This window comes from Aquabacterium sp. (genome assembly GCF_041915145.1).
Classification (GTDB): Bacteria; Pseudomonadota; Gammaproteobacteria; order Burkholderiales; family Burkholderiaceae_C; genus Aquabacterium.
On the sequence record NZ_JAYSBZ010000003.1, the window covers coordinates 29,322 to 54,254 of the forward strand.

General features: G+C 66.3%; 22 protein-coding genes. 15 read left to right on the forward strand and 7 right to left on the reverse strand.

Annotated features, from left to right (window positions below; all coding sequences use genetic code 11):
* Nucleotides 1–106: 106 nt before the first annotated feature.
* Nucleotides 107–2,401 (reverse strand): 5-methyltetrahydropteroyltriglutamate--homocysteine S-methyltransferase, encoded by a 2,295-nt coding sequence (gene metE / locus ACE3SS_RS01040; protein ID WP_374590364.1) that lies wholly within the window; start codon nt 2,399–2,401, stop codon nt 107–109.
* 104 nt (nt 2,402–2,505) lie between these two features.
* Here metE and ACE3SS_RS01045 point away from each other — a divergent pair, with 104 nt between their 5' ends.
* The gene (locus tag ACE3SS_RS01045) at nt 2,506–3,399 is read left to right on the forward strand and encodes a LysR family transcriptional regulator (protein ID WP_374590366.1); all 894 of its coding nucleotides are present in this window, start codon (nt 2,506–2,508) and stop codon (nt 3,397–3,399) included.
* A gap of 6 nt (nt 3,400–3,405) precedes the next feature.
* Here ACE3SS_RS01045 and ACE3SS_RS01050 read toward each other — a convergent pair whose 3' ends face one another.
* From ACE3SS_RS01050 to ACE3SS_RS01060, 3 genes are all read right to left on the reverse strand, one after another.
* Complete coding sequence (locus tag ACE3SS_RS01050) at nt 3,406–3,822, reverse strand: hypothetical protein (protein WP_374590368.1); 417 nt, start codon at nt 3,820–3,822, stop codon at nt 3,406–3,408.
* A 19-nt stretch (nt 3,823–3,841) separates the two neighbouring features.
* Nucleotides 3,842–4,078: a hypothetical protein gene (locus ACE3SS_RS01055; protein ID WP_374590370.1), complete on the reverse strand. Its 237-nt coding sequence runs from the start codon at nt 4,076–4,078 to the stop codon at nt 3,842–3,844.
* An 81-nt stretch (nt 4,079–4,159) separates the two neighbouring features.
* Complete coding sequence (locus ACE3SS_RS01060; RefSeq protein ID WP_374590372.1) at nt 4,160–5,686, reverse strand: flavin-containing monooxygenase; 1,527 nt, start codon at nt 5,684–5,686, stop codon at nt 4,160–4,162.
* Between the two features lie 202 nt (nt 5,687–5,888).
* Between ACE3SS_RS01060 and ACE3SS_RS01065 the strand changes: the two genes are divergently transcribed.
* The 5 genes from ACE3SS_RS01065 (at nt 5,889) to ACE3SS_RS01085 (ending at nt 11,042) form a co-directional block, all read left to right on the forward strand.
* A complete protein-coding gene (locus ACE3SS_RS01065) occupies nt 5,889–6,794 on the forward strand; it encodes a lysophospholipase (RefSeq protein ID WP_374590374.1) in 906 nt (301 codons plus the stop codon).
* Between the two features lie 2 nt (nt 6,795–6,796).
* Nucleotides 6,797–7,402: a TetR/AcrR family transcriptional regulator gene (locus ACE3SS_RS01070; RefSeq protein ID WP_374590376.1), complete on the forward strand. Its 606-nt coding sequence runs from the start codon at nt 6,797–6,799 to the stop codon at nt 7,400–7,402.
* A 218-nt stretch (nt 7,403–7,620) separates the two neighbouring features.
* Nucleotides 7,621–8,913 (forward strand): AAA family ATPase, encoded by a 1,293-nt coding sequence (locus tag ACE3SS_RS01075; protein ID WP_374590377.1) that lies wholly within the window; start codon nt 7,621–7,623, stop codon nt 8,911–8,913.
* Complete coding sequence (locus ACE3SS_RS01080) at nt 8,906–9,421, forward strand: hypothetical protein (protein ID WP_374590379.1); 516 nt, start codon at nt 8,906–8,908, stop codon at nt 9,419–9,421. Before ACE3SS_RS01075 ends, ACE3SS_RS01080 begins: the two co-directional genes overlap by 8 nt.
* Before the next feature lie 436 nt (nt 9,422–9,857).
* Nucleotides 9,858–11,042 (forward strand): MFS transporter, encoded by a 1,185-nt coding sequence (locus ACE3SS_RS01085; protein WP_374590381.1) that lies wholly within the window; start codon nt 9,858–9,860, stop codon nt 11,040–11,042.
* On the opposite strand, the gene ACE3SS_RS01090 is transcribed toward ACE3SS_RS01085, so the two are convergent.
* Both ACE3SS_RS01090 and ACE3SS_RS01095 read right to left on the reverse strand, forming a co-directional pair.
* The gene (locus ACE3SS_RS01090; protein WP_374590383.1) at nt 10,981–11,868 is read right to left on the reverse strand and encodes a class I SAM-dependent methyltransferase; all 888 of its coding nucleotides are present in this window, start codon (nt 11,866–11,868) and stop codon (nt 10,981–10,983) included. The two genes, ACE3SS_RS01085 and ACE3SS_RS01090, sit on opposite strands and share 62 nt — an antisense overlap.
* A gap of 46 nt (nt 11,869–11,914) precedes the next feature.
* Entirely contained in the window at nt 11,915–13,198 is a 1,284-nt protein-coding gene (locus ACE3SS_RS01095; RefSeq protein ID WP_374590385.1) for an O-acetylhomoserine aminocarboxypropyltransferase/cysteine synthase family protein, read from the reverse strand.
* Between the two features lie 299 nt (nt 13,199–13,497).
* Between ACE3SS_RS01095 and ACE3SS_RS01100 the strand changes: the two genes are divergently transcribed.
* Nucleotides 13,498–14,163, forward strand: a complete 666-nt coding sequence (locus ACE3SS_RS01100) for a carbonic anhydrase (protein ID WP_374590387.1) — start codon at nt 13,498–13,500, stop codon at nt 14,161–14,163.
* A gap of 112 nt (nt 14,164–14,275) precedes the next feature.
* Nucleotides 14,276–15,403: a PQQ-binding-like beta-propeller repeat protein gene (locus tag ACE3SS_RS01105; RefSeq protein ID WP_374590389.1), complete on the forward strand. Its 1,128-nt coding sequence runs from the start codon at nt 14,276–14,278 to the stop codon at nt 15,401–15,403.
* 15 nt (nt 15,404–15,418) lie between these two features.
* Here the strand turns inward: ACE3SS_RS01105 and ACE3SS_RS01110 are convergent, their stop codons facing one another.
* Nucleotides 15,419–16,804 (reverse strand): DUF3422 family protein, encoded by a 1,386-nt coding sequence (locus tag ACE3SS_RS01110; RefSeq protein ID WP_374590391.1) that lies wholly within the window; start codon nt 16,802–16,804, stop codon nt 15,419–15,421.
* Between the two features lie 147 nt (nt 16,805–16,951).
* Between ACE3SS_RS01110 and ACE3SS_RS01115 the strand changes: the two genes are divergently transcribed.
* The 7 genes from ACE3SS_RS01115 (at nt 16,952) to ACE3SS_RS01145 (ending at nt 24,907) form a co-directional block, all read left to right on the forward strand.
* Entirely contained in the window at nt 16,952–17,428 is a 477-nt protein-coding gene (locus ACE3SS_RS01115) for a hypothetical protein (RefSeq protein ID WP_374590393.1), read from the forward strand.
* Nucleotides 17,429–17,446: 18 nt separating this feature from the next.
* Nucleotides 17,447–18,565 carry a M14 family zinc carboxypeptidase gene (locus ACE3SS_RS01120; RefSeq protein WP_374590395.1) on the forward strand — a complete coding sequence of 373 codons (1,119 nt, stop codon included), beginning with the start codon at nt 17,447–17,449 and terminating at the stop codon, nt 18,563–18,565.
* A gap of 51 nt (nt 18,566–18,616) precedes the next feature.
* Nucleotides 18,617–19,609 (forward strand): recombination-associated protein RdgC, encoded by a 993-nt coding sequence (locus ACE3SS_RS01125; RefSeq protein WP_374590397.1) that lies wholly within the window; start codon nt 18,617–18,619, stop codon nt 19,607–19,609.
* Nucleotides 19,610–19,694: 85 nt separating this feature from the next.
* Nucleotides 19,695–21,728, forward strand: a complete 2,034-nt coding sequence (locus tag ACE3SS_RS01130; protein ID WP_374590399.1) for a type IV pili methyl-accepting chemotaxis transducer N-terminal domain-containing protein — start codon at nt 19,695–19,697, stop codon at nt 21,726–21,728.
* 213 nt (nt 21,729–21,941) lie between these two features.
* A complete protein-coding gene (locus ACE3SS_RS01135; RefSeq protein ID WP_374590401.1) occupies nt 21,942–22,379 on the forward strand; it encodes a cytochrome c in 438 nt (145 codons plus the stop codon).
* A gap of 10 nt (nt 22,380–22,389) precedes the next feature.
* Nucleotides 22,390–23,850: a cbb3-type cytochrome c oxidase subunit I gene (locus ACE3SS_RS01140; RefSeq protein ID WP_374590403.1), complete on the forward strand. Its 1,461-nt coding sequence runs from the start codon at nt 22,390–22,392 to the stop codon at nt 23,848–23,850.
* A 217-nt stretch (nt 23,851–24,067) separates the two neighbouring features.
* Complete coding sequence (locus tag ACE3SS_RS01145; RefSeq protein WP_374590405.1) at nt 24,068–24,907, forward strand: CbbQ/NirQ/NorQ/GpvN family protein; 840 nt, start codon at nt 24,068–24,070, stop codon at nt 24,905–24,907.
* Nucleotides 24,908–24,933 lie beyond the last annotated feature (26 nt).

A 24,933-nucleotide genomic window follows, 5' to 3' on the forward strand; every position in this document is an offset into this window, starting at 1 on the left:
TGATCGCGTTCAGGACGCCGTAAACGGCAAACGGGAATCCTATCCTTGTTGGACAGATTCGAGCCGCTTCGCCACGCGGGCGTGCCGGCCGGCGTCCCGCGCGAAATCAAGCCGCCTGACGCAAGGCGCGGGCCGCCGCCACCATGTTCGCCAAGGCCGGGATCACCTCGGCCCACTGACGGGTCTTCAAGCCGCAGTCGGGATTGACCCACAAGCGTTCGGCCGGGATGCGCTCGGCGGCCTTCTTCATCAGGTGCACGATGTGCTCTTGCGTCGGGATGTTCGGCGAGTGGATGTCGTACACGCCCGGGCCGATCTCGTTGGGGTAGTTGAAGTGGTCGAACGCATCGAGCAGCTCCATGTCGGAGCGCGAGGTCTCGATGGTGATCACGTCGGCATCCATGTCGGCGATGGCCTGGATGATGTCGTTGAACTCCGAGTAGCACATGTGGGTGTGGATCTGCGTCTCGTCGGCCACGCCGTTGGCGGCGATGCGAAACGACGCCACGGCCCAGTCCAGATACACAGGCCATTGAGCCTTGCGCAAGGGCAGGCCTTCGCGCAGCGCGGCCTCGTCGATCTGGATCACGCGCACGCCAGCCTTTTCGAGATCCAGCACCTCTTCTCGAATGGCCAGGGCCAGTTGGTAGCACGACACCGAACGCGGTTGGTCGTCACGCACGAACGACCAATTCAAGATCGTGACCGGGCCGGTCAGCATGCCCTTCATCGGACGCGAGGTGAGCGACTGCGCATACCGGCTCCAGACAACAGTCATCGGCTGGGGGCGGCTGATGTCGCCGAACAAGATGGGCGGCTTCACGCAGCGCGAACCGTAAGACTGCACCCAGCCGAACTGGCTGAAGGCATAGCCGTCGAGCTGCTCGCCGAAGTACTCGACCATGTCGTTGCGTTCGGCTTCGCCGTGCACCAGCACGTCCAGCCCCAGCGCCTCTTGCTCGCGCACGCTGCGCGCGATCTCGGCTTGCATCGCGGTTTGGTAGCCGGCTTCGTCAAGCCGCCCCGCCTTGTACTCGCTGCGCGCATGCCGAATCTCTGCCGTTTGCGGGAACGAGCCGATGGTGGTGGTCGGGTAGGCCGGCAGCTTCAGCCAGGCGGCCTGCTTGGCGGCGCGTTGGGCGTGGGGGCTCTTGCGCTGGCCCAGCTCGGCAGTCAGCTGGGCCACCACCGCCTGGACCGCCGGGTTGTGCACGCGCCGCGAGTTGCGGCGAGCCTGAATCGCGGCCTGGTTGGCGTCGAGCTCGGTCTGCACCGCCGAGCGGCCGAGCTTCAGGGCGGTGGCCAGCACCTGCAGCTCGTCCAACTTCTGCACGGCGAAAGCGAGCCACGACTTCACGTCGGCGTCCATCAGCTGCTCGCTGTTCAGATCGACCGGCACATGCAGCAGCGAACACGACGGCGCCATCCACAAGCGCTCGCCCAGGCGCGCGGCCAGGGGTTCCAGCCAACCGAGTGTCGCGATGAGATCGGTCTTCCAGATGTTGCGCCCGTTGATCACCCCCAACGACAACACCTTGTGCGTGGGCAGCAGGTTGAGCAAGGGCAGGACGTCGTCGCGCCCGCTGATCGCGTCCAGGTGCAGGCCCGCCACGGGCAGGTTGGCGGCCAGATAGAGGTTCTCGGCCAGCGGGCCGAAGTACGTAGTCAGCAGCAGCTTGACGCGGCAGCTCTTGAGGTGGTGATAGGCCAGGTTGAAGGCGTGTTGCCACTCGGCAGCCAGCTCGGTCACCAGGATGGGCTCGTCCACCTGCACCCACTCCACGCCCTGCGCGGCCAGCGCGTCCAGCAGCTCCGCGTAAACGGGCAGCAGCCGCTCCAGCAAGGCCAGCTTGTCAGACGCGTCCTTGGCCTTGCCCAGCGCCAGATACGTCACCGGGCCGATGATCACGGGCTTGGCGTTCAAGCCTTGCTGCCGCGCCTCGGCCAGTTGGCTCAGCAGACGCGAGGCATCGAGCTGAAAGGTGGTTGTCGCCGAGAACTCGGGGACGATGTAGTGGTAGTTGGTGTCGAACCACTTGGTCATCTCACCCGCTGCGACCCCGCCGCCACAACAGCCGGCATGGGCTTCGGCCGTTTGAGCCGACCGACCGCGCGCGACGCGAAAGTAGTTGTCGAGCACGTCGCCATGAAAGCCCCGCACACGCTCAGGCAGGTTGCCCAGCGTGAAACTCATGTCGAGCATCTGGTCGTAGAACGAAAAGTCGCCTACCGGTGTGAGATCGAGTCCGGCCTGATCGGCCCAGTGGCGTTGGCGCAGCCGCGCCCCCAAGAGCAGCAAGTCATCACGGGTGGACGCGCCTTTCCAGTAGGACTCCAGCGCGAACTTCAATTCACGCTGCGCGCCAATGCGAGGGAAGCCGAGGTTGTGTGTCGTGGTCATGAGCAATGCGATAGCTGTTTCAACAATGAACGCAAGGCTACGCACGCACACCCATGAAGTAAAATGGTATTAATTCAACAATCAATGAAATCCACTCATTCATCATGTTGGAGCGCATGCACCTGGCCATCGTGCAAGAGGTCGAAAAGCAAGGCTCGTTGACCGCCGCCGCCGAGGTGTTGTGCCTCACGCAGTCGGCGCTCAGCCACTCGATGAAGAAGCTTGAGCAGCAATTGGGCATCGACATCTGGTTGCGCGAAGGCCGCAGCCTGCGGCTGACGCAGGCGGGGCAATACGTGCTGGCGGTGGCCAACCGGGTGCTGCCGCAACTGGCTCTGGCCGAAGAACGCCTGCACCAGTTCGCGCAGGGCGAACGCGGCACGCTGCGCATCGGCATGGAATGCCACCCTTGCTACCAGTGGCTGCTGAAGATCGTCTCGCCATACCTTGCAGCGTGGCCCGACGTCGATGTGGACGTGAAGCAGAAGTTTCAGTTCGGCGGCATCGGCGCGCTGTTCGGCTATGAGATCGACCTGCTGGTGACGCCCGACCCGCTGCACAAGCCGGGGCTGCACTTCGAGCCGGTGTTCGACTACGAGCAGGTGCTGGTGGTGAACCGCGACCATCCCCTGGCCGACGCGGGCTACATCAAACCGAGGCAGTTGACTGGCGAGGTGCTCATCACGTATCCCGTGCCCACCGACCGGCTCGACATCTACACCCGGTTCCTGATGCCAGCCGGCATCTCACCCCGGCGGCACAAGGCCATCGAGACCACCGACATCATGTTGCAGATGGTCGCCAGCGGCCGGGGCGTGGCCGCGCTGCCGCGCTGGCTGGTGCAGGAATACGCCAAGAAGATGGGCCTCGTGGCCGTTCGCCTGGGGCCGCGCGGCATAGGCAAGCAAATACACCTGGGCGCCCGCGAGGCGGATCTCGACATCGACTACCTCCAGGCCTTCATCGACCTGGCGCGACGCTCGGCCCGGCAGCCTTAGCCTGGTCTACCGACACCCCTCGTCCGTCGCAGTCAGTTGCGGCCCGATGAGCGGGTAGCGCCACATCTGACCAGCCATCGCCTTGGCCAGCGCGAACATGCCGCACAGCACCAACGCGCCGTGGATGCAGACGAAATAGGTGAGCACGACCACCCATGTCCACGGCCAATGCAGCCCACCGAGGGCAACCAGGCCGGCCGACAGGCACACGATCAACCCGCCGCCGACCACGCTGACGTAGGTGGCCTGACGCAAATGCTGACGCGCCAGCGGCGGCGCGGCGTCCTTGTGCCTGAACCACAGCCAGACCAGCGCCGCGAAGGCGATGCCGGGCGCCAGCAACAGATTGGCGAGGTACAGCGCTTCGGCAATCACCGCCAAACGCTGACCGTCGGGTTCGGCTGCCCCAGCCATGGCATTCATGCGTTTGAACGCCAGCGCCTCAGCACCGACCCGAGCGCCGGCTGCGCGGCTGCAGCTTGTCGAGCTCGGCCAGTTGCTGCCTGAGCAGGATCAGCAAGGTGCGCGCGTCGTCCACCGGCAGCGACAGGCAACTGGTGACGCCATCGTCGTCTCGCGCCGAACGCGGCTGCACCAGCACGTCCACGCCGAGCTCGATCAGGCCCTTGAAATGCCTGGCTGATTTCAGGCGCTGGATTTCGATGTCGTAAGTCTTCATGTGCGTTCTCTCGCGTCGCTAGCCACACAGGATTGTCGGCGCAACACCTGCCAGCCGGCAACGCAACCTGCCAACGCACGATCAACTGCCCATCGCCATCCGCGCCGCGCCCATTCGGGCAACCATGGCGGGCGCAGCCGGCTCGAAGCGCAGACAGGGGTCTTCGACCGGGCCGTCGCGCAGGATCTTGATGTCGTTGAGGTAGTGCATCTGCATGATCCAGGGCGCGCCCTCGGTGCCCTGGCGCGGCAGGTGGTCGAGCATGCGCTGCACGTAGCCGGCGCCGAAGTTCAGCAGGGGTTGGGTCGGCATGTCGGACGTGGGCAGCTGCGGCGTGCAGACCGCGTGGCCGCGCTGATCCATGTGCGCCAGCAGGCGGCAGAAGTGCTCGCCCACCAGGCCCACCTTGAGCGTCCACGACGAGTTGGTGTAGCCGATCATGAAGGCGAAGTTGGGCAGGCCCGACAGCATCATCCCCTTGAAGGCCACGCACTTCGACATGTCCACCGGCTTGCCGTCGAGCGAGATCTCGATGCCGCCGAACACCTGCAGGTTGAAGCCGGTGGCCGGCACCACGATGTCAGCCGGCAGCTCCTGGCCCGACTTCAGGCGGATGCCCGTTTCGGTGAAGGTCTCGATGTGGTCGGTCACCACCGAAGCCTTGCCCTGTTTGATGGCCTTGAACATGTCGCCATCGGGCACGGCGCACAGGCGCTGATCCCACGGGTTGTAGGGCGGCTTGAAGTGCGTGTCGACCGGGTAGCCATCAGGCAGCATCTTCTTGTTGCCCAGCCGGATCAGCCAGCGCATGAAGTTCGGATAGGTCTGGCACAGGTGATACGACACGCGCTGGATGCGGATGTTCTTGTAGCGCGTGGCGGCGTACGCCCACTTGGCAGGCAGCACCTTGTTGAACAGGTTGGCGATGGGGTCGGCCCCCGGCAACGACACCACATAGGTCGGCGTGCGCTGCAGCATGGTCACGTGCTGCGCCTGCTCGGCCAGCGCGGGCAGCAGCGTGACCGCAGTGGCGCCGCTGCCGATGATCACGACGCGCTTGTTGCGGTAGTCGAGCTGCTCGGGCCACTGCTGCGGGTGCACGACCGGCCCCTTGAAGCGCTCGAGGCCCGGGAACGCCGGCATGTAGCCCTGGTCGTAACGGTAGTAGCCCGACGCGGCAAAGAGCCACGCGCAGGTCAGCTTTTTGCGCTCGCCGTCTTGCAATTCGACCTCGACCGTCCAGCGCGCGTCTGGGCTCGACCACGCGGCGCTGCGCACCTTGTGGCCGTAGCGGATCTTGCGGTCAATGCCGTCCTCGGCAGCCGCCTCGCGCAGGTACGCCATGATCTCGTCGCCCCCGGCAATGGCCCGACGGCTGCGCCAGGGCTTGAACTCGAAGGCGTAGGTGTGCAGATCGGAATCGGAGCGGATGCCGGGGTAGCGGAACAGGTCCCACGTGCCGCCCAGCGACTGCCGGGATTCGAGGATCGCGTAACGCTTGCCGGGCAACTGCTTCTGCAGATAGTGCGCGAGGCCGATGCCGGAGATGCCGGCGCCGACGATCAGCACGTCGACATGTTCTGCGGATTCAATGGGATGCACTGCCACGTGAAGATCCTCCAAACGCGCAAGAGCCGCGACAACTGCAGCTTGGCGCACCATTACGCACCATTACGCACCAAAACCGCCCCGGCTCACGGGCACGCGCGCCCCGGAATTTCCCTAGCCGCCCCGGCGTCACACCCGCTTTGCGCAGGCGGCGGCCCAACCGGCCCGCCCCGCCAAAACCGTGCCCTAAACTTGCCGGCACATGAAGAGCAAGCCCAACGCTGCCGCTCCAGCGCGCGGCGCCACCTCAGCCGATCACGCACCCCCCGCCGCGCTGCGCGCCCACGACGACACCCGGCTGCACGTGCATCACTGGCCCGTCGATCGCCCCAAGGGCACGGTGCAGCTGATCCATGGCATGGGCGAACATGCCGGGCGCTTCGACGAACTGGCCCGCTTGTTGAACCAGGCCGGCTGGGCCGCCGCCGCCATCGACCACCGCGGACACGGCCGCTCCGAAGGCCCACGCGGCGCGCTCAAGCATGCACACGATCTGCTGCACGACCAGGCCTTGCTCTACGACGCCATCGCCCGCGCCTACCCCGACCGGCCGCGCGTCGTGCTCGGGTCGAGCATGGGGGGCGCCGTTGCGGCCCGCCTGAGTTGCTCGCTGTCAGCGGCCGAGGCGGGCGAACCGTGGGCGCGCCCGTTGCACGGCGCGATCCTGGCCGCACCGGCGCTGCAGCCCACCATGAGCATCACCCAGCGCGCGCTGCTGTCGTCGCTCGGTCGCCTGGTGCCGGACCTGGCCGTGCCGGCGGGCTTTCGCCACGAATGGATCACGACCAACCCCGACGTGCTGCACGAGATCGCAACCGACCCGCTGCTGCATGAGCAACTCACGCCGCGCCTCGCGCAATTTCTGCTCGACTCGGGCGAAGCGGTGTTTGCACGCGCCAAACAATGGACGGTGCCCACGCTGATGCTCTATTCCACCGCCGACCGGCTCGTGATGGCGGCGGGCTGCGAGCGCTTCGTCCGCCAGGCCCCCGCCAGCCTGGTGCGCGCGCACGTCTACGACCATCTGGCCCACGACCTACTGCACGAGCCCGACCGCCAGCGCGTGTTCGCCCACCTGCTGGGCTGGCTCGCCGCGCTGAAGGTATAGACATGGTGCAGCAACCCCACGAGACGCCGACCACGCGCACGCTCTTGCTGCAAGCCGCGGCGGCCGAGTTCATCGAATTCGGCTTTGGCGCCACCGACACCAACCGCATCGCCCGGCGCGCGGGCTTTGCCCCGCAAACCTTCTATCGCTGGTTTACCGACAAGGCCGAGATCTTCATCGAGGTGCTCGGCATCTGGGAAGAAGCCGAGCACGCCATCCTCGAAACCATCTTTCTGCAGCCGCCGCTGCCCAGCGAAGAACTGGCCGAAGCCTGCGTCGAAAGCACGCGGTCCTTCTTGATCTTCCGGCGCAACCTGCGCGCCTTGTCGATCGACCACCCGCAGATCCGCCAAGCCCGCGCCGCCGGCCGCAAACGGCTGCTGCGCCAGCTCAGCCAGTGGAACCCTCACATCGACGCCGAAGAGCTCGCCTCGCTGCTGATTCAGTTCGAGCGGCTCTGCGAAGCCTTGGCCGAAGGCGAGTTCGAAGACCTGGGCCTGAGCGGCCGCGCCTCGCTTAAGGCGCTGGCCCGCATCATCGATGCGATGCGGCATGCGCCAGATGGGCCGAAGAAGAAGCGGGTGGCGGCCAAGAGGGTGCCGCGCTGAGGGGATTGGCTGCTGATGCGACAGAGCGGCTGGGGCTGCTGTCAAAAGCAGACACATCTTGGCAATCACTATCAGGCCTCACATCACGCAACCGTCGAGACGACGCCCGAATCTAAAGATTACATAGCGCGGCCCGCTGCTAAGGACGACGTTGGCTCACATAATTAAAGTAGCAGCGGAGTCTGCTGACCTCGTGAAAAAACCTGAAGGCCCAAAACATGATCACGACCCTACTGCTTGATGACTGGAAGAGTTATGCAAGCTCTAGATTGCAGATCGACGCAATAACTGTGGTCATTGGAACCAACGCAAGCGGTAAGTCCAATGCTTTAGATGCGTTAGCTTTCCTGAATCGCCTATCGACAGGTGCCCTCTTGAGTTATGCGCTGCAAGGTGACAGCAACCTAGCACCGTTGCGAGGTGGCGTTGAGTGGGCGGCTCGTAGGCCTGCTAATTCCTTCAGTGTGGGCGTTGTCTGTCAGGCCGATGATCGGCTGACCGAGTTTCACTACGTACTTGGCTGCTCGGTACACGATGGTCGATGCGATGTCCTGTCCGAGGAACTTACCAGACGCCGCTTCAAGTTGACCAAGGGTGAGCGGAAAGTTGAAACCGGTAAGGTGCGTTTGCTCTGGACTGATCCATGCGAGTTGCGCTCGCCCACGATTGTCGTTCGCCTATATAACGGCAAGAGTGGTACGAAGCGGGATTTGGCGAGAGCGCAGCCGGCGCTATTTCAGTTGTACGGTCAGAAACTTCCTCAGGACACCGATGTGGGCGTCAATGAGGTCATCAGGTCCCTACGAGATATCTTCGTTTTGGACCCCATCCCGTCTCATATGAGAACCTACTCTCCGCTCGCAGACAAGCTCGACTCCGACGCGCGCAACATTGCCGGAGTCATCGCGGCAATGCCTGCATCGCAAAAGGCCGAAATTGAGCGAGTACTGAGCCAGTACGCTGCGAAGCTTCCCGAGCGTGACATCAAGCGGGTCTATGCCGATCCAGTAGGCAAGTTCGGTTCGGACGCGATGTTGTATTGCGAAGAAGAATGGGGGGGAACCGAGAACCCTCCAACTGTAGATGCGCGAGGAATGTCGGACGGCACGTTGCGCTTCCTGGCCATCCTGACGGCACTCCTGACGCGCCCCAAAGGTAGTCTGCTGGTCATTGAGGAGGTGGACAACGGGTTGCACCCATCTCGAGCGAGCATGCTGCTACAAATGCTCAAGGACGTAGGAGCGACCAGGGAAGTAGACGTTCTCGCAACCACCCACAACCCAGCACTCCTGGACGCTATGGGCAGTCGCATGGTTCCATTCATCACAGTTGCACACCGCGACCCGACCAACGGGCACAGTGTTCTAACTCCCCTGGAAGACTTGGCAGACCTTCCTCGGTTGCTTGCGCAAGGGTCGATAGGCCGCCTCTCTAGCCGGGGTTTGATTGAGCGCAGCCTTCAGGAGCAGCTTCCCCTTGAGTTCGCTGATGGCGTGGCAGCTCATGAGTAAACGTGTTCTGATCATCGACACATCGGTGCTTTGCTGCTGGTTGAAAGTACCTGGCAAGGACACCGCGGGGCCAGATGGGGACACGTGGACCTACGAGCGAAGCGAACAAGTTCTGAGTCAAGCTATCAAAGACGGGGCTACTCTTGTACTGCCGTTGGCCGCGCTTATCGAGACGGGAAACCACATCGCACAATGCAACGGTGACCGCTACCTCCTTGCCGGGCAACTTTCCAGACTACTAACTGAATCGGTAAACGGCAGAAATCCTTGGGTGCCGTTCTCCGGGCAGGAAGAACTATGGGGCCGTGAAGCGCTTCTAAGGCTCGCCGATTCATGGCCTGCGCTTGCCGCAGGGGGCACCAGCATCGCTGATGCGACGATCAAAGACGTTGCAGAGTTTTATGCTGAAACAGGGCTCCACGTTGAGATCGTTACTGGCGACCAAGGATTGCGTGCATATACCCCCGCTGCGCCTGTCGTTCGTCCCCGTCGGCGTGGTGGAATGTAGCCATGAGAGTCGACCCCGATGTGCTGAGGCTTCTTGCCCTCTGCTGGCACGAGTGCATGGACGAGACTTCGAACACAACTCATTCATCAGGCACCAGAAAATGGGCGCCATGACTTAAAGAGTGAAAGGCGGATTGGGGACTTTGGGGCGAAAGAGCAAGCCCCACAACCCCATCCATGAGCACTCCCGCCCGGATCGCGCAGCCCCTCATGCCTGTTCGTCAACTTCCCCATCCCGTCAGCCCTCGCCGACCAACAGCGACCTGATCAATCACCACAGTGCGTGCTGCGCAAGAGCGATGCGGTGCCCCACAAGGTCTTGCCCGAGCAACCCGGCAAGGCCCAAGCAGACTCGGCACAATCGAAGCCCGTTTGACTTCGACTCGAAAGACCCGGCGATAAACCCGCTGCGCGAGGTTTGGGCCCAACGGCCGTTTGTGCGTTTCTGGCTGTCGCGTCTGGCCGGTATCACGGCCAATCAGATGCTGATGGTGGCGGTGGGTTGGCACATGTACGACCTCACGTCGAGCGCCTGGGACCTGGGCCTGGTCGGGCTGTTTCAGTTCGTGCCGGCCCTGGTGATGACGCTGCCCGCCGGGCACGTGGCCGATCGCCACCACCGGGCCCGCATCTTCGCCATCAGCCTGTTTGCCCAGGCCTGCGTGGCCGGGCTGCTGCTGTGGGCCACCGAGACGGGGCACGCGTCGCGCACCTTGATCCTGGCCCTCTCGGTGGTGCTCGGCTTGGCACGGTCATTCCAGATGCCCGCGCAGCAGGCCTTGACGCCGCTGCTGGTGCCCAGCCGCTTGCTGCAACAGGCGATTGCGCTGAGCTCCAGCGGCATGGAGATCGCCGTCATCTGCGGCCCGGCCCTGGGCGGCTTGCTCTACACCCTGGGCGCCGCGGCGGTGTACCTGACCTGCGCCACCTTGCTGACCGTGGCGGCCGCGCTGGCCTTGACGGTGCGCTATGCCTTCGCGCCCGGCACCCACTCGCGCTCCTGGCGCGACATCTTTGCCGGACTGCATTTCGTGTGGGAGCGCAAGGTGCTGCTGGGCGCGACCACGCTCGATCTGTTCGCCGTGCTGCTCGGCGGCGCCACCGCCCTGCTGCCGATCTTTGCTCGCGACATCCTGCACACCGGCCCCGTCGGGCTGGGCCTGCTGCGCGCCGCGCCTGCGGTGGGCGCCTTGTCGATGTCGCTGGTGCTGACGCGCTGGCCGCTGGAGCGCCGCGTGGGCCCGCGCCTGCTGGCTGCCGTGGCGGTGTTCGGGCTGGCCACGCTGGTGTTCGGCCTGTCGTCGAGCTTCTGGTTGTCGATGCTGGCCCTGGCCGCCACGGGCGCGGCCGACAACATCAGCGTCGTCACGCGCCTGACGCTCACGCAGCTCGAAACGCCCGACGACATGCGTGGCCGCGTCGCCGCCGTCAACTCGATCTTCATCGGCGCGTCGAACCAACTCGGCGAGTTCGAATCGGGCTTCACCGCCGCCCTGTTTGGCGCGGTCGGCTCGGTGGTGCTGGGCGGCGTGGGGTCGATGCTGATCGCCGCGCTGTGGGTCAGGTTGTTCCCGAGCCTGGCTCGACGCGATCGCATGAGCCACGACGCACCCGCGCCGTAACCACCCGCACCAGGCCCGCCCCGGCCGGGTCGGCCAGCGGCTGGCCCTGCAACACGCGGCGCGGGTCGAGCAGCTCGGCCCGGTCGAACCCTGCCTGATGCAGCGCCGCCGTCGCGGCCGGCGCGGTGTCGAAGTGCCACTGCACGCGGCCCCGCACCACCGCCTGCAGCACGACGCGAAACGGCCTGATCAGCCAGCTGTGGTCCAACTCGTTGAGGTGCAGGTCTGACAGGTACACCCCGCTCTCGAAGGTCTGCAAGACCTGCGCGAAGCGGGCCCACAAGTCGAGCACCGCCGGTTTGTTGAGGTACATCAGCAGGCCCTCGGTGATGATGGCCACGCCGATGCGCGGGTCGAGCCGGCTGACCACGGCCGACAGCGAGAGCGGGCCCGACGCGGCCGTGGCGTCGAAGGGCAGCACCTCGTGGCCGGCGGCCAGCAGGCCGGCGCCGCGCAACAAGTCGAGCTTGAGCGCGGCCATGTGCGGCAGGTCGGCTTCGACGTAGCGCAGGCGGTCGCCGTAACGCTGCTTGAAGCGCCAGCCGCGCGGGCTGAGCCCGGACGCCACCTCGATCACCTGCCCGACCTCGCCACGCGCGATGGCACGGTCGAGCTCGAGATCGATGGCGCGGTGCCGCGCCAGCAGCAGGCCCTCGACCGATGGCGAGCCCACGCGACGCGCCAGTGCGTCGATCGGACGCATCAGCGCGACCAGGCGGCGTCCGCGCGGCGTGGCAAAGGCCGGGTGCGACAGCCCGTTGTGAAACCACGTGTAGCCGGTGTAGTGCGCGGTCAGGCCGATCTGCGCGCCGTTGTGCTGGGTCATGTGCCTCCTTTGGCCCGCGAGCGCGGCGGGCCGTTGAGCGTGCGGCTCAGCCCGCCAGGGCCTGGTCGAGATCGGCCAGCAGGTCGTCGATGTGCTCGATGCCGATCGACAGGCGCACCGAGTCCTCGCCCACGCCGGCCTTGGCCAGTTCCTCGGGCGACAGCTGGCGATGGGTGGTCGAGGCCGGGTGCGTGGCCAGCGAGCGCACGTCGCCGATGTTGACCAGGCGAGTGAAGAGCTGCAGCTTGTCGAGAAAGCGCGCCCCCGCCTCGCGGCCGCCCTTGATGCCGAAGGTGACCAGGCCCGAAGCCTTGCCCTTCAGGTATTTGCGGGCCAGCGCGTGGTCGGGGTGATCTTCGAGGCCGGCGTAGTTGACCCACGCCACCTGCGGCCGGCTCTTGAGGTGCTGGGCCACCTTGAGCGCGTTGTCGTTGATGCGGTCCATGCGCAGCGGCAGCGTTTCGATGCCTTGCAGGATCTGGAAGGCGTTGAACGGCGAGATGGCCGCGCCCATGTTGCGCAGCGGCACCACGCGGGCACGACCGATGTAGGCGGCCGGGCCGAGCGCCTCGGTGTAGACCACGCCGTGGTAGCTCACGTCGGGCTCGTTGAGGCGCTTGAAGCGCTCTTTGTGCTGCGCCCACGGGAACTTGCCGCTGTCCACGATGGCGCCGCCCAGCGAGGTGCCGTGGCCGCCGAGGTATTTGGTCAGCGAGTGCACGACGATGTCGGCCCCGTGCTCGAACGGACGGCACAGGTAGGGCGACGGCACGGTGTTGTCGACGATCAGCGGCACGCCGTGACGATGCGCGATCTCGGCGATCTTGGCGATGTCGGTCACGTTGCCGGCCGGGTTGCCCAGCGACTCGACGAACACGGCCTTGGTGCGCGCATCGATCAGCGACTCGAAGCTGTCGGGGTTGCGGTGATCGGCAAAGCGCGTGGTGATGCCGAACTGCGGCAGCGTGTGCGCAAAGAGGTTGTAGGTGCCGCCGTACAGCGCGGTCGAGGCGACGATGTTGTCGCCTGCCTCGGCGATGGTCTGGATGGCATACGTCACCGCCACCTGGCCCGAAGCGAGCGCCAGCGCGGCGATGCCGCCTTCGAGCGCCGCGACGCGCTTTTCGAGCACGTCCTGCGTGGGGTTCATGATGCGGGTGTAGATGTTGCCCGGCACCTTGAGGTCGAACAGATCGGCACCGTGCTGCGCGCTGTCGAAGGCGTAGGCCACCGTCTGGTAGATCGGTACCGCGACCGCCTTGGTGGTCGGGTCCGGCTCGTATCCGGCATGCACCGAGAGGGTTTCAAACTTGAACGAAGGGGTCGTCATGACGCGCGCTCCTGGTGTGGTTTGGTGAGGTTGCGAATGTAAGCCCGGGCTTCAACGCCGACGGCGCGCGGTCATGCGAGCCGCATGAGTGAAATCCCTCATCCGACCTGGCTCAACCGGTTGGGGCGGGCCGAAAATTGGAATACGCTGCGCACCGGTCTTGGTTCGCCTCCGTTGCCTGTTTTTCAACCGTGCTCGATCTCGCTCATTCGATGCCTCGCCATCTCGCTTGCCCATCGACAAACCCACAGCGGCGACGCGTCTGGCGCGGCGTCGCGCGGGGTGCGGTCTGGCTCGCGATGGCGGGGCCGTTGGCGGCCGCCGCCACACCGGCCACCGGGTTGTGCGAAAGCGGACAGCGGCAGTCGCCCATCGACATCACGCTCACCCAGCCCCAGGCGCTGCCGGCCCTGCAGACGCTCTACCCGCCGCCCGGCCCGCGCTCGCCGCTGCGGGTGGTGAACGACGGCCACACGGTGCGCGTGCGCTTCGCACCGGGCAGCCACCTGCTGATCGGGCGCGAGGCGCTGACGCTGCAGCAATTTCACTTCCACACGCCGGGCGGCGACCAGCTTCGCGGCGAGTCCTTCCCGATGGCCATGCATTGGCTGCACAAGCGCGCGTCGGGCCAACTGGTGTCGATGGTCGTGCTGTTTCGGCTGGGCGCCGACAACGCCGCGCTGGCCGAGCTGCTGCCGCATCTGCCGGCGGCGGGCGAGCCCGAACGGCCGCTCGCGCTCGGCACCGCGTTCGACCCCACCCGCTTGCTGCCCGCCCACCGGGGCTACTACGCGTATGAAGGTTCGCTCACCGCGCCGCCCTGCACCGAGGGCGTGCAGTGGCTGGTGCTAAAAGAGCCGCTGAGCCTGTCGGCGACCCAGTTGCAGCGCCTGCACACGCTGTTTGCCGACAACGCGCGGCCCGTGCAGCCACTGCATGGCCGGGTGGTGCGCGAGAGCCGCTGAAGCGCCGCGTCGCATCAACTGAGGCGCCTCTTGCGTCCCGTCAAGGCTGGCGCGCACCCATTGCGGCATCGTGCGGCCTCGGCCGAAACCCGGCCCATGAGAGGAACAAGACATGAAGACATTGCACAAGATCGCCTTGGCGGGCCTGATGACGGGCGCCGCTGCAGCCGCGTTGGCGGCAGGCGGCCCGGCCAAGGAACCCGGCATCGCCGTCGAGGTGACGCCCGAGATGACCGGCGCCGGCCAGGTGTCGAGCGGCGTGGCGCTGCCTTCGCCGCCCCCGGTAACCGGCAACCGCCAGCGCCCGGTGGCCTCGTGGGGCAAACCGCTGCCCTACCCGATCGTGATCGCCGATCGGCGCAACAACCGCCTGATCGAAATCGCGCCCGACAAGCGCATCGTCTGGGAATTCCCGTCGCCCAACCTCACGCTGTATCGCGGCAATGAAGACGTGAACTTCTCGCAAGACGGCCGCCAGCTGGCCGTGAGCGAAGAAGACAACTACGACGCGCACATCGTCGATTACGAGCAACGCGCCATCACCTACACCTACGGCATCCCCAACCGGCGCGGCCGCACGGGCACGCTGCTCAACTTCCCCGACGACGCGCACCTGCTGGCCGACGGCAAGTTCATGGTGGCCGACATCCGCAACTGCCGCATCCTGATCGTCAACCCGAAAGACAGCCACATCGACACGCAATGGGGCCAGCCCGGGCAATGCCGCCACAACCCGCCGCACCAGCTGGCCTTCCCGAACGGCGCGACGCCCACCGAGAACGGCGACATCATCGTCAGCGAGATCAGCGGCTCGTGGGTGTCGCGCATCACGCGCGCCGGCAAGGTGCTCTGGAGCATGCCGGCGCCGCACGTGCGCTACCCGTCCGACACCTTTCCCACCGTGGACGGCAAGCAGATGATCGTGGCCGACTTCAACAAGCCGGGGCGCGTGGTGATCTTCGACCCCGCCACCAAGAAGGCCACGTGGGAATACTTCTTCACCGAGGGCGACAAGATGCTCGATCACCCCTCGATCGCCCGCGAGCTGCCTGATACCGGCGACGTGCTGATCGTCGATGACCTGCACGACCGCGTGATCGTGGTCGATCGCCAGACGAAGGAGATCATCTGGCAATACGGCGTGCTGGGCACCAAGGGCCACGCGCCGGGCTACCTCAACTACCCGGACGGCATCGATCTCGACGTGTTCCGCGACTGGAAGGCCGCCTTGAAGAAGTGACGCGCCCCGCGACGCTCAGTGCGGCGGGCGGGCCATGCCCGCAGCGGCCGCCGCGGCGTCGTGGTGCAGCTTCTTGTGGATGCGCTGCGTGGCCCAGGCGATGGCCAGCAGCACCACCGGGATGAGCGCCCCGGCCAGCACCTCGGGGTTGACGTGCAGGCCCGCCCCCTTGGCCGCCTTGCCGGCGTAGAGGATGAGGCTGACGACGTAGTAGGCGATGGCGGCGATCGACAGGCCTTCCACGGTGGACTGCAGACGCAGCTGCAGCTCTTGGCCGCGCGTGAGCTTTTCGAGCAGCATCTGGTTTTGCGCCTCGGTGGCAATGTCGACCCGCGTGCGCAGCAAGGCGCTGGCGCGCTCGATGCGCTGCGACAGGCTCGTCAAGCGCTGCGCGGTCGCCTGCACCGTGGCCATGGCCGGTGACAGCCGCCGCTGCAAGAACTCGCCCACCATCTGCGTGCCCGGAATGGCCGCTTCGCTCAGCTGCTCGATGCGCTGCTGCACCAGCCCGTAGTAAGCCTGCGTGGCCGAGAAGCGGTACATGTGCGTGGCCGTGGCGCGCTCCACCCCGGCGGCCAGCGCGATCAGTTGGCCGAGCAAAGCCTGGTCCGTTGCTTCGGCGTTTTCGAGGCCCGCCGTGATATCGGCCAGGCCCGACTCGGCGGCGGCCAGCATCGGCCCCAGCTCCTTGGCCACGGGCAGGCCGCGCAGCGCCATCAGGCGGTAGGTTTCGAGCTCGAGCAGACGCTGCGAGATGCGGCCGGCGCGCGGCTCGGTGGTGCCCGGCGGCGAGATCACCAGCAGGCGCTCGAAGCCGCTGTCGCGCAGGCGAAAGTCGGTCATCACGCACGAGCGGCGAATGCCCAGCCACGAGGCCAGCGTCACGCGGCCCTCGAACCACGCGTCGGCCTGACGGCGCATGGCCTCGGGGTCGTCCACCTCGCCGTCCACCATGGCCATCATGATGGCCGCCACGGTGCGCCCCGGCGTCGCCGCCAACCAGGCCACGTCCACGGTCAGCTGGCGAATCAGCTCGGCTTCGTCCTGCCCCTGCAAGGCGCCGTCGGGCAAGCCCTGCACGATCGAGTAGCGGGTGAATTCGGTGTGCCGCTCCCACTTCAGCGTGTGGTCGGCAAAGCGCAGCCGCAAGAAGTTGCCCGACAACTGCGCCAGCGTCAGCCCGCCCTGCCCAGGCAGCTTGCGCAGGTGCGCCAGCTCGGCCTCGCGCGAGATGCCATCGTTGAGCACGGCCACGTAGACCACCAAAGCCGGCAGCCGAATGCGCGCCGGCGGGCGGGCGTGCACCTCGTTGTGCAACTCGGCGCGCAGGCGGTCGTCGGCGGGCAACACGGCAAACCGCGTCTCGGCGGGGTCGAGGGAGGGCGCGTCGGAAGGCGGCATAGTCGAATCGATGGGCATAGCTCTGAAAACAACCAATATGCGCTCAATCGTACCCACCTCGGCCGCGAGGCGTTCGCACCCTTTGACGGACGAACGATTTATATCGTATAAATCGTTTACACCCATTTTTTTGAAGGACGCATCTCGATGAACGCAGTTGTCACCCCCGCCCCCAAGGTGGCCGCCAAGAAGGCCGCATCTCAAAAGGCCAGCCTGCCGGCAGCCAAGGCTCCGGCCACCACCAAGACGGCTCGGGCCCTCGCCAAGCCCGCAGCCAAGCCTGCGGCCAAGCCCGCAACCAGGCCCGCCCCGCAAGCCGCCGCCAAATCGGCCAAGGCCAGCAAACCGGCAAAGGCAGCCAAGCCAGTCGCCGCTGCGGCTGCAGCGCCCGCCAGCAACGGCAAGCAGAAGCTGGTGCGCGACAGCTTCACCATGCCCAGTCACGACTTCGGCCTGATCCACACCCTGAAAGAGCGCTCCCTGGGCTTTCGCCGCCCGACCAAGAAGAGCGAGTTGCTGCGCGCCGGCCTGCACGCGCTGACCGCGCTGGGCGACACCCAGTTGCGCGCCGTGCTCGATGGCCTGACCCCGCTCAAGTCAGGCCGGCCCAAGAAGGCCAGCTGAGCACGCCGAGCACGCCCCATGTCCCGCCTGCTCGACCTCTACCGCCGCGGCTTCGCACCGTCACCCGAGGCGCCGGGGGTGCAAGGCGGGGCGGGTGTCTCACCGTACTGGGCCTTGCCGCAGTGCCCGCCCGAGTTGCGCGCCTTGCGCGAGGCGCTCGACGCCGCGCCGCCCGAGGCCGAGATACGCCAGCTCTGCGAGGTGCAGGCCGGGCCGCAGCGCTTTCCGGTGGTGTCGGTCGCGCTGGGCAACCCCAGTCCGCAGGTGCCCGCCGTGGGCTTCTTTGGCGGCGTGCACGGGCTGGAGCGCATCGGCGCCTGCGTGGTCACGGCCTACCTGAGCAGCCTGCTGGCGCGCTTGAGGTGGGACGCCCTGCTGCACCGCCAGCTCGAATCGGTGCGCCTGGTCTTCATGCCCATGGTCAACCCCGGCGGGGTCTGGATGGGCACGCGAGCCAACCCCAACGGCGTCGACCTGATGCGCAACGCGCCGGTCGAGTCGGCCGAGCAGGTGCCGTTCATGTTGGGCGGACAGCGCATCAGCCGCTGGCTGCCGTGGTTTCGCGGCCCCCGTGGCGCGGCGATGGAGCCGGAGAGCCAGGCGCTGTGCGCGGTGGTGGAGCAAGAACTGCTGAGCCGCGCATTCAGCATCGCCATCGACTGCCACTCCGGCTTCGGCAGCGCCGATCGGATCTGGTTTCCGCACGCGCACACGCCGCGCCCCATCGAGCACCTGCCCGAACTGGCCGCGCTCACCGAGATCTACGAGCAGGCCCACCCGCACCACCGCTACATCATCGAGCCGCAAAGCGGCCACTACCTGACGCACGGTGATCTGTGGGATCACCTCTATCTGCGCGCCTGCGCCCAGCCGGGCCGCACGCTGCTGCCGCTCACCCTCGAAATGGGCTCTTGGTTGTGGGTCAAGAAGAACCCGCGACAGCTCCTCTCTCGGCAAGGGCTGTTCAACCCCATCGCCTCGCACCGCCAGAAGCGCGTACTGCGACGGCATCTGCCGTGGCTCGATTTCATGACGCATGCCGCCAGCAGCCACCAAAGCTGGCGCGTGAGCGGCGCCGGCCGCGAAGCCTTGCGGCAGCGCGCCCTCGACCGCTGGTACCGCCACCCGCCCACCTGATGCCCGGCCGCGGCGCCTCGTAAAATCCGCGCCCCAACTCCCTTGCCGATCATGTTCAAAAGCGCGCTCATCTACCGCATCGACCAGTGGGACCGCCCCGCTCTCGCCGACATCGAAACCCGCCTCGACGCGGCCCGCTTCACCGAGTGCGGCGCCACGCAGCCGGAGTCGTCGGGCTGGGTCGAGCCCCGCAATGAAAAGCACGCCGCGCTGGTCGAGAACATCGGCGGCCAGCTCATCTTGAAGCTCTGCACCGAAACCAAGGCCGTGCCGGGCTCGGTCATCAAGACCCGGCTCGACGAGCGGCTCGACAAGATCGCCGAGGAAACCGGCCGCCGCCCCAAGGGCAAGGCCGCCAAGGAGCTGAAAGAAGAGATCGTGCACGACCTGCTGCCGCGCGCCTTCCCCAAGCGCTCGACGACGCTGGTCTGGCTCGACCCCGAGGCGCGCTACGTGGTGATCGGCGCGGGCAGCGCCAAGAAGGCCGATGGCGTCGCCACCCGCCTGATCGAGCTGCTCGGCGGCGGCCTGGCGCTGAGCCTCGTCAACACCGAGCTCTCGCCCGCCACCGCCATGGCGCACTGGCTGGCCACCAAGGAGGCGCCGTCCGGCTTCAGCGTCGATCGCGAGTGCGAGCTCAAGCAGCCCGACAGCGAAAAGTCCACCGTGCGCTACGCCCGCCACACCCTCGAGATCGACGAGGTGGGCGAGCACATCAAGCAGGGCAAGCTGCCCACGCAGCTCGCCCTCACCTGGGCCGGCCGCGTGTCGTTCGTGCTCACCGAGGGTCTGGCGCTCAAGAAGATCAAGCTGCTCGACGTGGTGCTCGAAAGCGCGAGCCAGCAGTCCACGCAAGACGACAACAACTTCGACACCGACGTGGCCATCACCACCGGCGAACTGCGCCAGCTCATCCCGGATCTGATCGACGCGCTCGGCGGCCTGCTGGACCGCAACCGGTTGATGGCCCCCACCGTGGCGCCAGCCGAACCCGCCGCCACCGCAGACGCCTCGCTCCCGCCCTGGGAAGCCGAAGCGGCCTGAGCCGTCGTCGTTCAAACTGCACTTGCAACCCAACCCCGCCGTCCGACGACATTTGCCAGAATGACGGCATCGCCCGGCATCGGGCATGCTGCTTCATTCGCCCATGGCCGACGACGCCCCTGCCCTGCCCCTCACGCCGCCCGATCCGCGCAACGCCGCAGCCCCTCTCGACGCCGCCACCGGCAGTGAATGGCGCAATGGCGTGAGCGAACGCGTGGCGCGCGCCGGGCTGGCATCCAAGCTGCTGACGGTGGGCTGCGTGTTCCTGCTGCTGGCGCTGGCCGCCATCGGCCTCACGCTGTGGGTGACGTGGCAGATGGAAGGCGGCGCCGCCGCCGTCAACGAAGCCGGCCGCATGCGCATGCGCAGCTACATGCTGACCCTGACGCTGCAGAGCGCCCCACAGGACGGGCGACCATCGGCCGAGCAGGTTGATCGACAGTTGAAGTCCTTCGACGAAAGCCTCGAGTTGCTGCGCACCGGCGACCCCGCCCGCCCGCTCACCGTGCCGTGGGACGCCGACACCACCGCGCGCTTTCGCGCCGTCGCCCAAGACTGGGCGGTGCTGCGCCGCCAGGCTCGCGATATCGCGGCGGGGCACGCCGCCCCCCTCGACCTCACCGCGCGGGTGGACGCCTTCGTCGCGCGCATCGACGCCTTCGTGTCGGCCATCGAAAGCCATCTCTCGCGCTTCACCACGCTGCTGCGCTCGTACCAGCTCGCGATGATGGCGCTGGCCGTGTTGAGCGCCATGGCCTTTCTGTACGTGGGCCACGTGATGGTGCTCGACCCCGTCTCGCGGCTGCAGCGCGGCCTGCGTCGCGTGGAAGAAGGCGACTTTGGCGCGCGTGTGCAGGTCGAGTCCGGCGACGAGATCGGCATGCTGGCGCGCGGCTTCAACCGCATGGCCGAGAAGCTGCAGGCGCTGTATGGCAACCTGGAGTCGAAGGTGCAGCTCAAGACCGCCGACCTCGAAACCCAGCAGCAGCGGCTGAGCGCGCTGTACGAGGTAGCCGCCTTCGCCGCTCGCGCCGACACGCTCGACGAGCTGGCGCGCGGCTTTGCCCGGCAGATTCGCCGCATTGCCCAGGCCGACTCGGCGGTCATCCGCTGGTCCGACGAGACCAACGAGCGCTACGTGCTGCTGGCCAGCGACTGCCTGCCCCACGCCATGGCCGAGGAAGAGCAGTGCATTCACAGCGGCGACTGCCACTGCGGCGCCGTGGTGGGGCCAGTGGACGCATCGCGCCTGCGCGTCATCCCGATCCTCGAAGCCTCGTCGCCGGCGACCCGCGCGGCCGTGCTCGAACATTGCGTGCGCGAGGGCTACGCCACGCTGGTGTCGGTGCCCGTGAAGCTGCACCAGCGGGTGCTGGGCGAAGTCGACCTGTTCTACCGCGGCAGGCCCGAACTCAGCGAAGACGAACGCGGGCTGTTCGAGGCCCTGGCCAGCCACCTCGCCGGCGCCATGGAAAGCCTGCGCGCCGCGGCGCTCGACCGCGAAGCCGCCGTGGCGGCCGAGCGGCAGCTGCTGGCGCAGGAGCTGCACGACTCGATCGCCCAATCGCTGGCCTTCCTGAAGATTCAGATGCAGTTGCTGCGCGACGCCATGGCCAGGCAGAGCCCACAAGCCGTCGCGACCGCCATGGACGAGCTCGATACCGGCCTGCGCGAGAGCTACAGCGACGTGCGCGAATTGCTGCTGCACTTCAGGGTGCGTACCTGCGCCGAGGACATGGAGCCCGCCTTGCGCGAAACGCTGTCGAAGTTCGAGCTCCAGACCGACGTGTCGGCGCAGCTCGACTTCAACGGCCAAGGCCTGCCACTGCCGGCCGACGTGCAGATCCAGGTGCTGCACATCGTGCAAGAGGCGCTGTCCAACGTGCGCAAGCACGCCCACGCACGCCACGTCTGGGTCGAGGTGCAGACCCAGCCCGAATGGCGGGTCGTGGTGCGCGACGACGGCCGCGGTTTCGATACGCAAGACGACCAGCTCGACGACACCCACGTCGGCCTGAGCATCATGCAGGAACGGGCCGCCCGCATCGGCGCCACCGTGAGCGTGCACTCGTCGCCAGAAGGCACCACGGTCGAGCTGCGCCTGCCGCGTCCGCACTGAGCTGCGCGACGGGTCGCCGAGCCGAGACAACCGGCCCCAAAGACCCCAAAAGATTCCAGGCAAATTGCGGCAACTCAAATTTGTGCACTGCGTCAGCCCATCCTTAAACCGCTTCAAGGATTAGGACTTTTTACCCTCGGACACTCGCGCCAGCTCATTTTGGGAAGCATCTGCGGGTAGCGGGTGCGGTGAGCATGACCTGAGGAGGTTTTCATGAGCCAGGGTGCCAGTGGTGGCTTCACCAAACAGATGGCGCGCAATATGTTCTACGGGGGGGCGGCATTCTTCGCCTTCCTGTTCGCAGCCATCGTCTTTCACAGCGAGCAGCAAACGCCAGAGCGCTCGCATGCCCAGAACATCACGCCTGCCGTGGTTGAAGGCAAACGCATCTGGGAAACACGCAACTGCATCGGTTGCCACACGCTGCTGGGCGAAGGCGCCTACTTTGCTCCCGAGCTGGGCAACGTCTACAAGCGCCGCGGCCCCGATTTCATCAAGGCCTGGCTCAAGGCCCAGCCCACGCATGCACCGGGCCGCCGCCAGATGCCGCAATTCAACCTGAACGACGAGCAGCTCGACAACCTCGTCGAGTTCCTGAAGTGGACCAGCGAGGTGAACACCGAAAACTGGCCGCCGAACATCGAGGGTTGAGGAGAAAAACATGAGCGTACTCAAATACCAATCGCAATCGGTCGCCAAGCTGTACTTCATCGGCGCGATCGCCCTCTTCGTCGGCCAGATCGTGTTCGGTCTGTGCCTGGGCCTGCAATACGTGGTCGGCGACTTCCTGTTCCCGGCCATCCCGTTCAACCAGGCGCGCATGGTGCACACCAACCTGCTGATCGTCTGGTTGCTGATGGGCTTCATGGGCTCGGCCTACTACCTGATCCCCGAAGAAGCCGAAACCGAGCTCTACAGCCCGAAACTGGCCATCGCGCTGTTCTGGATCTTCCTGATCGCGGGCGCGCTGACCATCGTCGGCTACCTCGCCGTGCCCTATGCCACGCTGGCCAAGATGACCGGCAACGAGCTGCTTGAGACCATGGGCCGCGAGTTCCTCGAACAGCCGCTGCCCACCAAGCTGGGCATCGTGGCGGTGGCGCTGGGCTTCCTGTTCAACATCTCGATGACGCTGCTCAAGGGCCGCAAGACCAGCATCTCGCTGGTGCTGCTGATGGGCCTGTGGGGCTTGGCGCTGTTCTTCCTGTTCAGCTTCGTCAACCCGCACAACTTGGTGCGCGACAAGATGTACTGGTGGTTCGTGGTTCACCTCTGGGTGGAAGGCGTGTGGGAGCTGATCCTCGGCGCGCTGCTGGCCTTCGTGCTGGTCAAGACCACGGGCGTGGACCGCGAAGTGATCGACAAGTGGCTGTACGTGATCATCGCCTTTGCGCTGATGACCGGCATCCTCGGCACCGGCCACCACTTCTACTTCATCGGCCTGCCCGGCTACTGGCAGTGGATCGGCAGCGTGTTCTCGGCCATGGAGCCCATCCCGTTCTTCATGATGACGATGTTCGCCTTCAACATGGTGCAACGCCGTCGCCGTGAACACCCGAACCAGGCCGCCGTGCTGTGGGCCGTGGGCACCTCGGTGCTGGGCTTCCTGGGCGCCGGTCTGTGGGGCTTCATCCACACGCTGAGCCCGGTCAACTACTACACCCACGGCACGCAGATCACCGCCGCTCACGGTCACCTGGCCTTCTACGGCGCCTACGTGCTGGTCGTGATCTCGATGATCTCGTATGCCATGCCCACGCTGCGCGGCCGCCTGGCCAACAGCCAGAAGGCACAAAGCGTCGAAATGTGGGCGTTCTGGATCATGACCATCGGCATGGCCACCATGGTGCTGGCGCTCACCGGCGCGGGCATCCTGCAGGTGTGGCTGCAACGCCTGTCGACCAACCCCACCGGCTACATGGCCACGCAAGACCAGTTGACCTTCTTCTACTGGATCCGCGAAGGTGGTGGCGTGGTGCTGCTGATCGGCTTGCTCGCTTACCTGGCCAGCTTCTTCATCGGCGGCGAGCCGGTGACCGAAGCCAGCTTGGCACGCGAACGCGCCGAGCGCCTGGGCAACGGCGCCGGCTACCAGGCTTCGCCAGCCCGCCGTGCACACTGAAGCCGGTGACGTCAATCTGACCGACACCCTTCAATAACAGAAGCGGCTCGCCCCACGCGGGCCCTTGCACCCAGCGAATCGGCTCGCTCGCAGCGGCCGCTTCGGCTGGGTTTTTTTATCCCCCGAACCACATCGAGGTTTCACCGGATTCCGATGGCATGATGGGCCTCGATTCGGTCGAATTTTTGATGTGCGATCAATCTGTTCGGAGCCCATCTTGACGGACCTGAAGACCCTCGCGCAGCCCGACGAGCGCGGCGCCGCCTCCACCGACATCCCCTTCTATGCCCCGCAGGCTCACGAGTGCGAGCTGTTCGAGCGCGCGTGGTCGCACCAGTTGCCGCTGCTCATCAAGGGCCCCACCGGCTGCGGCAAGACGCGCTTCGTCGAGCACATGGCGGCCAAGCTCGGCCGCCCGCTGTTCACCGTGTCGTGCCACGACGACCTGAGCGCCGCCGACCTCGTCGGCCGCCACCTCATTGGTGACGGCAACACCGTCTGGTGCGACGGCCCGCTGACCCGCGCGGTGCGCGCCGGCGGCATCTGCTACCTCGACGAGGTGGTCGAGGCGCGCAAGGACACCACCGTGGTCGTGCACCCGCTGGCCGACGATCGCCGCGTGCTGCCCATCGAGCGCACCGGCGAGCTGCTGCAGGCGCCGCCCGAGTTCATGCTGGTGGTGAGCTTCAACCCCGGCTACCAGAACCTGCTCAAGAGCCTCAAGCCCAGCACGCGCCAACGCTTCGTGGCCCTCACGTTCGACTACCCCGAGCCAGCCGTCGAGCAAGCCGTGGTGCAACGCGAGGCGGGCGTGTCGTCGGACGTCGCAAAGACCATGGTGAAGCTCGGCCAGGCCCTGCGCCGCCTGAAGAACCAGGATCTCGAAGAAAGCGTCAGCACGCGGCTGCTGGTGTACGCCGCCAAGCTGATCCATGCCGGTTTCACGCCGGCCCAGGCCTGTCGCGCCGCCATCGTCGAAGCCCTGACCGACGACCGCGAAACAGCCGACGCGCTGTTCGAGGTCGTGCTCGCCGTGTGGGGCGAGAGCGAACGGTAAGCCGGCGAGAGCACGACACGCGAGCA

Coding starts and splice junctions, on each gene's coding strand:
- metE (WP_374590364.1), bottom strand. CDS start 2,401: ATGACCACGACACACAACCTCGGCTTCCCTCGCATTGGCGCGCAGCGT.
- ACE3SS_RS01045 (WP_374590366.1), top strand. CDS start 2,506: ATGTTGGAGCGCATGCACCTGGCCATCGTGCAAGAGGTCGAAAAGCAA.
- ACE3SS_RS01050 (WP_374590368.1), bottom strand. CDS start 3,822: ATGAATGCCATGGCTGGGGCAGCCGAACCCGACGGTCAGCGTTTGGCG.
- ACE3SS_RS01055 (WP_374590370.1), bottom strand. CDS start 4,078: ATGAAGACTTACGACATCGAAATCCAGCGCCTGAAATCAGCCAGGCAT.
- ACE3SS_RS01065 (WP_374590374.1), top strand. CDS start 5,889: ATGAAGAGCAAGCCCAACGCTGCCGCTCCAGCGCGCGGCGCCACCTCA.
- ACE3SS_RS01070 (WP_374590376.1), top strand. CDS start 6,797: ATGGTGCAGCAACCCCACGAGACGCCGACCACGCGCACGCTCTTGCTG.
- ACE3SS_RS01075 (WP_374590377.1), top strand. CDS start 7,621: ATGATCACGACCCTACTGCTTGATGACTGGAAGAGTTATGCAAGCTCT.
- ACE3SS_RS01080 (WP_374590379.1), top strand. CDS start 8,906: ATGAGTAAACGTGTTCTGATCATCGACACATCGGTGCTTTGCTGCTGG.
- ACE3SS_RS01090 (WP_374590383.1), bottom strand. CDS start 11,868: ATGACCCAGCACAACGGCGCGCAGATCGGCCTGACCGCGCACTACACC.
- ACE3SS_RS01095 (WP_374590385.1), bottom strand. CDS start 13,198: ATGACGACCCCTTCGTTCAAGTTTGAAACCCTCTCGGTGCATGCCGGA.
- ACE3SS_RS01100 (WP_374590387.1), top strand. CDS start 13,498: ATGGCGGGGCCGTTGGCGGCCGCCGCCACACCGGCCACCGGGTTGTGC.
- ACE3SS_RS01105 (WP_374590389.1), top strand. CDS start 14,276: ATGAAGACATTGCACAAGATCGCCTTGGCGGGCCTGATGACGGGCGCC.
- ACE3SS_RS01110 (WP_374590391.1), bottom strand. CDS start 16,804: ATGCCGCCTTCCGACGCGCCCTCCCTCGACCCCGCCGAGACGCGGTTT.
- ACE3SS_RS01115 (WP_374590393.1), top strand. CDS start 16,952: ATGAACGCAGTTGTCACCCCCGCCCCCAAGGTGGCCGCCAAGAAGGCC.
- ACE3SS_RS01120 (WP_374590395.1), top strand. CDS start 17,447: ATGTCCCGCCTGCTCGACCTCTACCGCCGCGGCTTCGCACCGTCACCC.
- ACE3SS_RS01125 (WP_374590397.1), top strand. CDS start 18,617: ATGTTCAAAAGCGCGCTCATCTACCGCATCGACCAGTGGGACCGCCCC.
- ACE3SS_RS01130 (WP_374590399.1), top strand. CDS start 19,695: ATGCTGCTTCATTCGCCCATGGCCGACGACGCCCCTGCCCTGCCCCTC.
- ACE3SS_RS01135 (WP_374590401.1), top strand. CDS start 21,942: ATGAGCCAGGGTGCCAGTGGTGGCTTCACCAAACAGATGGCGCGCAAT.
- ACE3SS_RS01140 (WP_374590403.1), top strand. CDS start 22,390: ATGAGCGTACTCAAATACCAATCGCAATCGGTCGCCAAGCTGTACTTC.